Here is a 9,970-nt window from a genome sequence, read left to right on the forward strand (position 1 = left end):
GGACCGGCGCGTCGGCATACGTCGCTCCCGGTGGGGCCCGTCCCCCCGTCGGCATAACGACAGGGGGATTACCTGGCCGGGCGGGTGACCCCGGGGGGAAATGTCGGCGCTACGAGGCCGCAACACCTGCCCACGAGCATCGGCTCATGCCCACTGCGCCGCCGCCCCTGCCCATTCTGCGCGTGTCCCTCCTGCGCTCCTTCCTACGTCGACCCGTCGGCGCCCTTGCGTCACTCGCCCTGGTGACGGCGATGGCCGGCTGCACCTCGACGGGGGCCAGCACCACTGACAGCGGGGAAGCTGAGGTCGTCCAGGTCGGGACCCTGCGAGGTCAACCGCACTTCTATGCGCCGTACCTCTACGCTGAGCACGCCGAGGGCGATGTCGAGTTCGAGGTCGTCGCGCTCGAGACCGCGCCCGCACTCAACGACGCGCTCGCCAGCGGGTCCGTGGACTTCGCTGTCGGCAGCATCACGGCGACGATCGCCGGTGCCGCGGCCGGCCGCGACGTGCGTATCGTCGCCGCGGCTGCGGACGGCGGGAGCGGCATCGTCGGTACCCCGGAGATCCGGTCCGTGCGCGACCTGGTCGGCAAGCGGGTGGGCTACCTCGAGTCCAGCTCCCAGCTGGTCGCGCTGCGGCTCATCCTCGAGCGCGAGGGCGTGAACGTCGAGGACCTGGAACTGGTATCCCTCAGCGCCCCCGAGTTCTTCAACGCCTTCAACACCGGCCAGATCGATGCCTTCGCCGCACCCGAGATCGGCGTGTCCCTCGCGCTCAGTGCCGGCGGCCAGGCCATCGCCGACCCCTACTCGACCGAGATCGGCCGGCTCAACATTGCGCTGCTCACCACAAAGGCGCTGATCGAGGAGAACCCGGAGCTCGTACAGGCCGTGGTGGACACCCATGCCGCGACCACCGCCTACATGGCAGAGAACCAGGACGAGTGGCTCCCGGAGATGATCGAGGAGTACGGCGGCGACCAGGAGGTTCTCGAGAGCGCGCTGGACAACTTCTGGCTCCGCGCGGACCTCTCGCCGACCTACGAGGAGCAGATCGGAAACCTCGCCGTCCAGATGGCCCGCCTCGGAATGATCCAGGAGACTCCGGCGCTCGAGGACATCGTCGACTCGTCCTTCGCGTCACGCGACGAGCCTGCAGGGTCGTGACCTCTTCGACGACCGGGCGGTTGGCCGCGGCGGGCCGGGCGGCACTCGGGCTCGGTGTTCTCGTCGCCATCGTCGTCCTGTGGCACCTCGGCGTCCGCGGGCAGTGGGTCCTCGTCTTCGACATCAAGATGGCATTCCTGCCGGAGCCGGCCCAGGTCGCCCGCCTGCTGTGGGACTTCGCGTTCGGAGGGGTCTTCGACGATGCCTTCAGCGGCACCCTGTGGCAGCACCTGTGGGCCAGCACCGGCCGGGTCCTCGCCGGCTTCGGCCTGGCCGCGGCGCTGGCGATCCCGCTCGGCGTGCTGATGGGGCGCTTCCGTCTTGTGCACGCGGCGTTCGACCCTGCGGTGAACCTGTTTCGCCCCATCCCGGCGACTGCATGGGTGCCGCTCGTCCTGCTGATCATCGGGTTCGGCACCCAGGCGACGATCTTCCTTATCACGCTCTCGGCCTTCTTCCCGATCCTGCTCAACACCCTGTCCGCCGTGCGGGAGGTGCCGCCCAGACTGGTCGAGGCGGCGCAGATGCTGGGGACCTCGGGCGCCAACGTGCTGCTCAAAGTGATCGTTCCAGCGTCGACCCCCGGCATCGTCAGCGGGTTGCGAATCGGGTTGGGCCTCGCCTGGGTCATCCTCGTGCTCGGCGAGAGCAACGGCATCGAGTGGGGCCTAGGCAGCATGATCACCCTGGCCCGCGAACAGGTCCGTACCGACCGCGTCATCGTCGGGATGATCGTCATCGGCTTCGCCGGTTTCCTGTCCGACCGCATCCTGCTGCACGGCCTGCGCGGGATCTTCCGCCGACGTCCCCTGGTGAGGTCCACATGAGCATGTCAGGCCTGTCCCGTCTGACCCGGCACACCCAGGCGGGGCGGGTGCTCGTCGACGACCTCGGCAAGCGCTACGGCAAGGAGCCGGCGATCGACGCTGTCGCAGGGATCTCCCTCGACATCGCGCCGGGGGAGTTCGTCGCCGTCGTCGGCGCCAGCGGTTGCGGGAAGAGCACCCTGCTGCGGGTCCTCGCCGGCTTCGAGGCGCCCACCCGGGGGAGGGTCGAGGTCGGCGGCCGCCCAGTCACGCGCCCCGGTCCGGACCGGGGAGTGGTGTTTCAGGACTACGGGCTCTTCCCGTGGCTCACCGTGGCGGAGAACGTCCGGTTCGGGCTGCGGCAGCGGGGAACGCCACGCCGCCGTGCGCGGGACGTCGCCGACGCCTTCATCGAGGTCGTCGGTCTGACCCGCTTCGCCGACCGTTTCCCCGGAGAGCTCTCGGGCGGGATGCAGCAGCGCGTGGCTATCGCGCGCGTGCTCGCGAACGATCCCGCTGTGTTGCTGATGGACGAGCCGTTCGGTGCCCTCGACGCTCTCACCAGGGCGCAGATGCAGCACGAGCTGCGCCGCCTCTACCGCGAGGCGGGGACGACGGTCGTCTTCGTGACCCACTCCATCGAGGAGGCGGTGTACCTGGCTGACCGGGTCGTGGTGATGGCCGGCGGCGCCGCCAAAGGAGTGCCCGGGCACATCACCGAGGTGTTCCCGGTCCTGCTGGGCGATGACCGGGACGTGAACGCCGTCAACTTCAACGCTCTCGAGCGTGCGATCTCCGATCGGGTCCACGCCGGCTGACGGTCCGCGCACGCTGGGCCGGGCCTGGAGGCGGGAAGGTCCCACGTCGACGTGTCCGAGGGGGGACTTGAACCCCCACCCCCTATACGGGGACTAGCACCTCAAGCTAGCGCGTCTGCCTATTCCGCCACCCGGACGTGGTGGCTCGCCGACCGGTCCGGCCGTGAGCGGGGACAACCGTAACACGCTCCCGCGCACCGGATGCACGAGGCGAGCGGGCCGCTACGGTCGCACCATGACCCGCCGTGACGCCGCCGTTGCCGCCGCCGCTCCCGCCGCCGAGGACGAGGTCGTCGACATCTGCCGCGACCTGCTGCGGATCGACACGTCGAACTACGGCGACGGGTCGGGGCCGGGGGAGCGGGCCGCCGCCGAGCACGTCATGGGGCTGCTCACCGAGGTCGGACTCGAGCCTGAGCTCATCGAGAGCGAACCGGGGCGGGCGAGCGTCGTCGTCCGGGTCGAGGGGACCGACCCCGGCCGGGAGGCCCTGCTCGTGCACGGCCACCTGGACGTCGTCCCGGCCCACGCTCCGGACTGGCAGGTCCACCCCTTCTCCGGGGAGGAGCGCGACGGTGCGCTGTGGGGTCGCGGCGCCGTCGACATGAAGGGCATGGACGCGATGATCCTCGCCGTCCTGAGGGATCTGGCACGCACCGGCCGACGCCCTGCCCGGGACGTCGTGTTCGCCTTCCTCGCCGACGAGGAGGCAGGCGGCCTCAAGGGCGCCCGGTACCTCGTCGACCACCGGCCCGAGCTGTTCGAGGGCGTCACCGAGGCGATCAGCGAGGTGGGCGGGTTCTCCGTGGACCTCGCCGGCCAGCGCTGCTACCTCCTGCAGACCGCCGAGAAGGGGATCACCTGGCTTCGCCTGCTGGCCCACGGCCGCGCGGGCCACGGCTCCCAGGTCAACGACGACAACGCCGTCACCCGGTTGTGCGAGGCAGTGGCCCGGGTCGGCCGGCACGACTGGCCGTTGGAGATCACCCCGACCGTCCGGCAGTTTCTCGACGGCGTCAGCGAGGTCACCGGCACCGAGCTCGACCCCACCGACACCCGTCAGCTCGTCGACACCCTCGGGACGACGGCCCGCTGGGTCGGCGCCACCCTGCGCAACACCGCCAACCCGACGGTCCTGGACGCCGGGTACAAGCACAACGTCATCCCCGGGACCGCCTCGGCCCTGCTGGACTGCCGCTACCTCCCCGGCCGGGACGGCGAGCTGCTCGACACGGTGCGCCGGCTCGCCGGCGACGGCGTCGACGTCGAGGTCCTGCACACCGACGTCGCCCTCGAGACGCCGTTCGAGGGGCCCCTCGTCGACGTCATGGTGGACGCGGTGCTCGCCGAGGACCCCGGCGCCCGGGTGCTGCCGTACTGCCTGTCCGGTGGCACCGACAACAAGTCCTTCGCCCGTCTCGGCATCCGCGGCTACGGGTTCGCGCCGCTCCGGCTGCCGGCCGACCTGGACTTCAGCGGCATGTTCCACGGCGTGGACGAGCGGGTCCCGGTGGACGCGCTGCGCTTCGGTACCCGCGTGCTGGACCGGGTGCTGCGGACGGCCTAGCCGGCCGGTCGCCGGGCGGGCGCGGTCCTACCAGGGCCGCGGACCGGTCGACGTCGCGGTCCCTCCGGCGGGGCGTGTCACCCGCAGGATGCGGCGCCTCAGCCACACCGTCCGGGCGCCGCCGAAGTGCAGCCGCACCCGGGCCAGCTCCCAGCGGCCGTACTCGGCATGCTCGGTGAGCAGCTGCCGCGCCTCCTGGCGCGACGTCCCGCGCGGCAGGCGCAGCACCTGGTACTCGTACTCCGGCACCCTGCCCGGCACCGCCGACGTGCGTCCCTCGTGGCTCATCGCTGCCATTGTGGCCTGCTGCCGCTACCGTCGTCCGCATGACCGTCGACCCACGTGCCGCACTTGACCGTCTGGTAGGTGCGCTGGAGGCCCACCTCGCCGCCGCGCAGCAGCGTCGTGGCGAGATGGATCCGCACGTCGAGCGCGCCTACCACGTCGTCGCGGAGGCGTTCACCGAGTACGACGAGGCGCTCTTCGACGCCTACTCCGAGGTCACCCCGCTCGTGCTCTACGACGACGTGGAGGACCAGCACGAGGACGACGACCTCGACGACCTGGACGAGGACGACGACGACGAGGACGACGACGACCTGGACGAGGACGAGGACGACGTCGAGGACGACGTCGAGGAGGACGACGTCCTCGACGATGACGAGCTGGACGACGAGCCCGACGACGATGACGAGCTGGCCGACGATGACGAGCTGGACGACGAGGACGGTTCCCGTGCCGACGTCCCCGGCGGTCGGCAGGATCAGGCGCCGGAGACGTCGTCCAGGGCCTGACGGATCTCCGCCGGCAGGGTGAGGTCATCGGCTGCCAGGGAGCCCCGCAGCTGCGCAGCGGTGCGGGCGCCGACCACCGCCGAGGCGATGCCGGGCGCGTCCCGGGCCCACGCCAGCGCTACCTCCAGCGGCGCGCACCCGAGGCCCTCGGCCGCTGTGGCGACCGCCTCGACGACCCGCCGGGACGCGGCGTCCAGGTAGGGCTCGACGTAGCCGGCAAGGTGCGGTGAGGCCGCGCGGGAGTCGGCCGGCGTCCCGCCCCGGTACTTGCCGGTGAGCACACCGCGCCCGAGCGGCGCCCAGGCCAGCACACCGGCCCCGACGTGGTCCGCGGCAGGCAGCACCTCCACCTCGGCCGAGCGCTCGAGCAGCGAGTACTCCACCTGCTCGGCGACGACCGGCACGCCCTGGGCCGCGCACAGGGTCGCGGCCCGGGCCAGCTGCCAGCCGGTGTAGTTCGACACCCCGACGTAACGGGCCCGCCCGGACGTCACCGCCGTCCGCAGCGCCGTGAGAGTCTCCTCCAGCGGCACGTCCGGGTCCCACGCGTGCACGAGCCACAGGTCGACGTGGTCGGTCCGCAGCCGGGTCAGGGACTCCTCGAGGGAGCGCAGCAGGGACCGGGCGGAGGCGTCGACGCGGCTGCTGCCCGGCCACAGTCCGGCCTTGGTGGCGAGGACGACGTCCGCCCGGTCGACGACGTGACCGAGGAGGCTGCCGAGCAGCTCCTCGGCGGCGCCGTCACCGTAGCCGGCGGCCGTGTCGACGAGGGTCCCGCCGGCGTCCACGAACGCCTGGAGCTGGTCGGCTGCCTCGTGCTCGTCGGTGTCCCGGCCCCAGGTGAGGGTGCCCAGACCGACCCGGGAGACGCGCAGCCCGGAGCGACCGAGGTGACGCTGCTCCATGGCGGGCAGGCTAGCGTGGCTAGGCTGCGCCGCCATGCGCGACGGACCGAGGACCCCGGCAGGCCCGGCAGGTACCCGGTGACCGGTGCGCCCGACCCCCTCGGCTGGTTCGAGGCGCTCGTCCTGGGCGTCGTCCAGGGCCTCACCGAGTTCCTGCCGATCTCCTCCAGCGCCCACCTGCGGATCGTCGGCGACCTCATGGGGACCGGGGACCCCGGTGCTGCCTTCACCGCCATCAGCCAGCTGGGCACCGAGACGGCGGTGGTCATCTACTTCTGGCGGGACATCGTCCGGATCGTCCGGCAGTGGTCCCTGGCACTGGCCGGCCGGGTCCCCCGGGACGACCCGGACGCCCGGATGGGCTGGCTCGTCATCATCGGCTCGGTGCCGATCGTCGTCCTCGGGCTCGTCCTCGAGGACATGATCGAGGGGACGTTCCGGAACCTGTGGATCGTCGCGACGACGCTGTGGGCCTTCGCCCTCGTGCTCGGCTGGGCGGACCGCACCGCCCGATCCCGACGCACCCTGGACCAGCTGACCTGGCGGCACGGGATCATCTTCGGGTTCGCCCAGGCGATGGCGCTCATCCCGGGGGTGTCCCGCTCCGGCGGCACCATCACCGCCGGCCTGCTCATGGGGTACACCCGTGAGGCCGCGGCGCGCTACTCCTTCCTGCTGGCCATCCCGGCGGTCATGGGTTCGGGCTTCTACCAGCTCGCCACGGCGGGGGAGCAGAGCCAGCCGGTCGTCCCCACGGTCATCGCCACCGTGGTGGCCTTCGTCGTCGGGTACGCGGTCATCGCGTGGTTCATGCGGTTCATCTCCACCCGGAGCTTCCAGCCGTTCGTCGTCTACCGGGTGCTGCTCGGCCTCGGGGTGTACGGCCTGCTCGCCGCCGGGGTGCTCTCCCCGCTGTGACCAGCCCGTAGCCTGGGCCGGTGCCTACCGTCCTGCTCGTCCGTCACGGCCGGACCACCGCGAACGCCGACGGGACCCTCGCGGGCCGCACACCCGGGATCGGCCTCGACGACACCGGCCGGGACCAGGCCCGGGCGTTGGCCGACCGGATGGCTGCCCTGCCGCTGCGAGAGGTGCTGAGCAGCCCGCTGGAGCGGTGCGTGCGCACGGCGGAGAGCATCGTGGCCACCGGCGGCACCCGGACGGTGCCACGCCCCGGGCTGCGGGTCGACGAGCGGCTCGCCGAGTGCGACTACGGCGAGTGGACCGGGCGCTCACTGCGGGAGCTGGCGAAGGACCCCATGTGGCCCGTCGTCCAGGCCCACCCCAGCGCCGCGGTGTTCCCCGGTGGGGAGTCGATGCGGGCGATGCAGCACCGGGCCGTCGACGCCGTCCGGGAGGCGGACGCAAGGGTCGAGGCCGAGTACGGCCCGGACGCGGTCTGGGTGGCGGTCTCGCACGGCGACGTGATCAAGGCGGTCCTCGCCGACGCCCTCGGGGCCCACCTCGACGCCTTCCAGCGGGTCGCCGTCGACCCGTGCTCGGTCTCCGCCGTGCGCTACACCCCGCTGCGGCCGTTCGTCCTGCGGCTCAACGACACCGGTGACCTGGGCAGCCTCGTACCGCCCCGCCGCCGCCGGCGCCGCAGCCGCCGGGAGTCGGAGGCCGCTGTCGGCGGCGGCGCGGGGGCGACCGACCGTCGGTAGGGTCGACGTATGGCGCGCCAGCTCTTCGAGTACGACCGGCCTCAGCGGTTCGTCGCCGGCACCGTCGGCCAGCCTGGTCAGCGCGCGTTCTACCTCCAGGCCAGCGACGGGACGGCCACCACGACCGTCGCCCTGGAGAAGCAGCAGGTAGCCGCCCTGGCCGAGCGGGTGGACGAGCTCCTCGACGAGGTGCTCCGGCGCAGCGGCGGCAGCGCCCCCGTCCCGGCCCTGGCCCCCACCCAGGCCGAGGACCTCGAGCCGCTCGAGATGCCGGTGGAGGAGGCCTTCCGGGTCGGCACGATGAGCCTGGCCTGGGACGCCGACCGTGACCTCGTCGTCATCGAGTGCTTCGAGGTCGGCGACGACCCCGAGGTGGTCGAGCTCGAGGAGCTCACCGGCCTGGAGGACCCGCAGGCCTCCACGGCGGGGGACGACGGCCCGAGCCTGCTGCGCGTCACCCTCACCGGCGCTGCGGCCCGGGCCTTCGCCCGCCGGGCCCTGGCTCTCGTCGCTGCCGGGCGCCCGCCCTGCCCGTTCTGCGGCAACCCCCTCGACCCCGACGGGCACGTCTGCCCCCGGGCCAACGGGTACCGGCGCTGACCCGAGCGGACGACGCGGCGGACCTCGAGCTGCTGGCCGACGGCACGCTCGAGGTGGCCGGCCGCATCGTCGAGGCCTCCAACGCCACGCTCCTGGCGACCGTCCGCCGTGGCGAGCGGTCGGCGGCCTGCGTCTACAAGCCCGTGGCCGGGGAGCGGCCGCTGTGGGACTTCCCCGACGGGACGCTCGCCGCCCGGGAGGTCGCTGCCTACGAGGTCTCCGCTGCGGCCGGGTTCGACGTGGTCCCCCCGACGGTCCTGCGCGACGGACCTCTCGGGCCGGGCAGCGTCCAGCTGTGGGTGGACCACCCCGCCGACCGCGGCCCCGGCGCCGGACTCGTCGACGTCGTGGCCCCCGGCGACGTCCGGGCCGGCTGGCTCCCGGTGCTGCAGGCCTACGACGCGGACGGCGACCCCGTCGTCCTCGTGCACGCGGACGACCCCCGGCTCGCCGTGGTCGCCGTCTTCGACGCCGTCGTCAACAACGCCGACCGAAAGGCGGGGCACGTCCTCGTCGACGACGCCGGCCGGGTGCGCGGCGTCGACCACGGCCTCACCTTCCACGTCGAGGACAAGCTGCGCACCGTGCTGTGGGGCTGGGCGGGACGCCCGCTGCCGGACGACGCCCGGGCGCGGCTGGAAGGCCTTCGGACGGCGCTCGCGGACGGCACCCTCGCCGGCCGCCTCGCGGCGCTGCTCGACCGGGACGAGCTCGTGGCCCTGACTCGCCGCACCGCGGACCTGCTCGACACGGGGACCCTGCCACGGCCCGGCGCCGGCCGACCGCTCATCCCCTGGCCCCCCTTCTAACCCCTCGGTGATCATGCAATCCCGCCACCCTCCCCTCGGTGATCATGCAATCCCGCCACCCCCGGCCACCGTCCGGCTCGCAGAGTGCTGGGTTGGTGGCACGACACGCCGGCCAAGCTGTGCCGAGCGCAGCATTCTGTGGCAGAGACGCGCGACCCGACGTCGGGGGACACGGCAACCAAGACACGTTGTCATCCCCCGGGATGGGGGCCATGAGCCGTTCATGCACCTCCCGCACCCCTCTTGGTGATCATGCAATTCCGCCACTCTCTGGTTGTCCACAGGAGTGCGAGCTGGGGTGGCGGGCTGTCGGTGCCGTCCTCTACTGTTTCGAACACTAGTTCGAGTGGCGGAGGGAGGGTGTTGTGGCCGGGTCGTCGGTGGTGGAGGACCGGTTCGCCGCGGTCCTGGCCGCGGCGGCGCTGTCCCTGCTCGACGTCGACGTGCACGTCGACCCGGCTGCCGAGCTGCACGTTGACATGCACGTCGACCCGCACGCCTACCGGCACGTTGACCCGGATGCCGACCCGGACGACGGTGCGGGGGCTGGCTTGGGCTCCGCCGCGTCGGGGGGTGAGTCCGTGGCCCCCGAGGAGTCGGGCCAGGCACCGCGCCCGCTGCCGGATGGTCCGATCGTGCCGGCGGAGGCCGGACTGACCGCGCCGGGTGTGCCGGACGGCGGCTGGGGCCGGTATCTCGCCGGTCTGCGGCCCGGCCCGGAGCTGGATGCGGCGCTGGCCGACCTGGACCCGGCGGACCTGGATGACGGGGCGGTGCTGGAGCTGGTCGCGGCGACCGAGCGGGCGATCTCGGGTCTGCGGGCCCGCCAGGCGGCTGC

General features: G+C 72.7%; 11 protein-coding genes, 1 tRNA gene and 1 pseudogene. 10 read left to right on the forward strand and 3 right to left on the reverse strand.

The features are described 5' to 3' along the window. Positions 1 to 146: 146 nt before the first annotated feature. From ACFP6A_RS12335 to ACFP6A_RS12345, 3 genes are read left to right on the forward strand one after another with little or no spacing between them, the layout of a single operon-like run. Entirely contained in the window at positions 147 to 1,169 is a 1,023-nt protein-coding gene (locus ACFP6A_RS12335; protein ID WP_379603949.1) for an ABC transporter substrate-binding protein, read from the forward strand. Then, positions 1,166 to 1,996 (forward strand): ABC transporter permease, encoded by an 831-nt coding sequence (locus ACFP6A_RS12340; protein ID WP_379603951.1) that lies wholly within the window; start codon positions 1,166 to 1,168, stop codon positions 1,994 to 1,996. Before ACFP6A_RS12335 ends, ACFP6A_RS12340 begins: the two co-directional genes overlap by 4 nt. Beyond that, positions 1,993 to 2,793, forward strand: coding sequence for an ABC transporter ATP-binding protein (locus ACFP6A_RS12345; protein ID WP_379603953.1), 801 nt, complete (start codon positions 1,993 to 1,995; stop codon positions 2,791 to 2,793). The genes ACFP6A_RS12340 and ACFP6A_RS12345 overlap by 4 nt, the downstream gene beginning before the upstream one ends. A gap of 52 nt (positions 2,794 to 2,845) precedes the next feature. Here ACFP6A_RS12345 and ACFP6A_RS12350 read toward each other — a convergent pair. Continuing rightward, positions 2,846 to 2,930, reverse strand: a tRNA-Leu gene (locus tag ACFP6A_RS12350). Between the two features lie 98 nt (positions 2,931 to 3,028). On the opposite strand from ACFP6A_RS12350, the gene ACFP6A_RS12355 reads away from it, so the two are divergent. Beyond that, positions 3,029 to 4,360 carry a M20/M25/M40 family metallo-hydrolase gene (locus ACFP6A_RS12355; RefSeq protein WP_379603955.1) on the forward strand — a complete coding sequence of 444 codons (1,332 nt, stop codon included), beginning with the start codon at positions 3,029 to 3,031 and terminating at the stop codon, positions 4,358 to 4,360. A gap of 27 nt (positions 4,361 to 4,387) precedes the next feature. Here ACFP6A_RS12355 and ACFP6A_RS12360 read toward each other — a convergent pair whose 3' ends face one another. After that, positions 4,388 to 4,648 carry a DUF5703 family protein gene (locus ACFP6A_RS12360; RefSeq protein ID WP_379603957.1) on the reverse strand — a complete coding sequence of 87 codons (261 nt, stop codon included), beginning with the start codon at positions 4,646 to 4,648 and terminating at the stop codon, positions 4,388 to 4,390. Positions 4,649 to 4,686: 38 nt separating this feature from the next. On the opposite strand from ACFP6A_RS12360, the gene ACFP6A_RS12365 reads away from it, so the two are divergent. Beyond that, entirely contained in the window at positions 4,687 to 5,154 is a 468-nt protein-coding gene (locus ACFP6A_RS12365; RefSeq protein WP_379603959.1) for a DNA primase, read from the forward strand. On the opposite strand, the gene ACFP6A_RS12370 is transcribed toward ACFP6A_RS12365, so the two are convergent. After that, positions 5,124 to 6,059, reverse strand: coding sequence for an aldo/keto reductase (locus ACFP6A_RS12370; RefSeq protein WP_379603961.1), 936 nt, complete (start codon positions 6,057 to 6,059; stop codon positions 5,124 to 5,126). The two genes, ACFP6A_RS12365 and ACFP6A_RS12370, sit on opposite strands and share 31 nt — an antisense overlap. Positions 6,060 to 6,137: 78 nt before the next feature. Here ACFP6A_RS12370 and ACFP6A_RS12375 point away from each other — a divergent pair, with 78 nt between their 5' ends. The 5 genes and pseudogenes from ACFP6A_RS12375 to ACFP6A_RS12395 form a co-directional block, all read left to right on the forward strand. After that, positions 6,138 to 6,977: an undecaprenyl-diphosphate phosphatase gene (locus ACFP6A_RS12375; RefSeq protein WP_379603963.1), complete on the forward strand. Its 840-nt coding sequence runs from the start codon at positions 6,138 to 6,140 to the stop codon at positions 6,975 to 6,977. A 20-nt stretch (positions 6,978 to 6,997) separates the two neighbouring features. After that, positions 6,998 to 7,723 carry a histidine phosphatase family protein gene (locus ACFP6A_RS12380; protein ID WP_379603965.1) on the forward strand — a complete coding sequence of 242 codons (726 nt, stop codon included), beginning with the start codon at positions 6,998 to 7,000 and terminating at the stop codon, positions 7,721 to 7,723. Positions 7,724 to 7,732: 9 nt separating this feature from the next. Beyond that, entirely contained in the window at positions 7,733 to 8,323 is a 591-nt protein-coding gene (locus ACFP6A_RS12385) for a DUF3090 domain-containing protein (RefSeq protein ID WP_379603967.1), read from the forward strand. Next, positions 8,320 to 9,132, forward strand: coding sequence for an SCO1664 family protein (locus tag ACFP6A_RS12390; RefSeq protein WP_379603975.1), 813 nt, complete (start codon positions 8,320 to 8,322; stop codon positions 9,130 to 9,132). The genes ACFP6A_RS12385 and ACFP6A_RS12390 overlap by 4 nt, the downstream gene beginning before the upstream one ends. A 365-nt stretch (positions 9,133 to 9,497) precedes the next feature. Then, positions 9,498 to 9,970: pseudogene (locus ACFP6A_RS12395) on the forward strand (hypothetical protein); the annotation flags it as partial.

This window comes from Quadrisphaera sp. GCM10027208, from assembly GCF_042658805.1.
GTDB lineage: Bacteria > Actinomycetota > Actinomycetes > Actinomycetales > SCSIO-59966 > SCSIO-59966.

Excerpts from the sequence above, each read along its gene's own strand:
- ACFP6A_RS12365 (WP_379603959.1), top strand. The coding sequence starts at position 4,687 with ATGACCGTCGACCCACGTGCCGCACTTGACCGTCTGGTAGGTGCGCTG.
- ACFP6A_RS12385 (WP_379603967.1), top strand. The coding sequence starts at position 7,733 with ATGGCGCGCCAGCTCTTCGAGTACGACCGGCCTCAGCGGTTCGTCGCC.
- ACFP6A_RS12335 (WP_379603949.1), top strand. The coding sequence starts at position 147 with ATGCCCACTGCGCCGCCGCCCCTGCCCATTCTGCGCGTGTCCCTCCTG.
- ACFP6A_RS12355 (WP_379603955.1), top strand. The coding sequence starts at position 3,029 with ATGACCCGCCGTGACGCCGCCGTTGCCGCCGCCGCTCCCGCCGCCGAG.
- ACFP6A_RS12345 (WP_379603953.1), top strand. The coding sequence starts at position 1,993 with ATGAGCATGTCAGGCCTGTCCCGTCTGACCCGGCACACCCAGGCGGGG.
- ACFP6A_RS12370 (WP_379603961.1), bottom strand. The coding sequence starts at position 6,059 with ATGGAGCAGCGTCACCTCGGTCGCTCCGGGCTGCGCGTCTCCCGGGTC.
- ACFP6A_RS12360 (WP_379603957.1), bottom strand. The coding sequence starts at position 4,648 with ATGAGCCACGAGGGACGCACGTCGGCGGTGCCGGGCAGGGTGCCGGAG.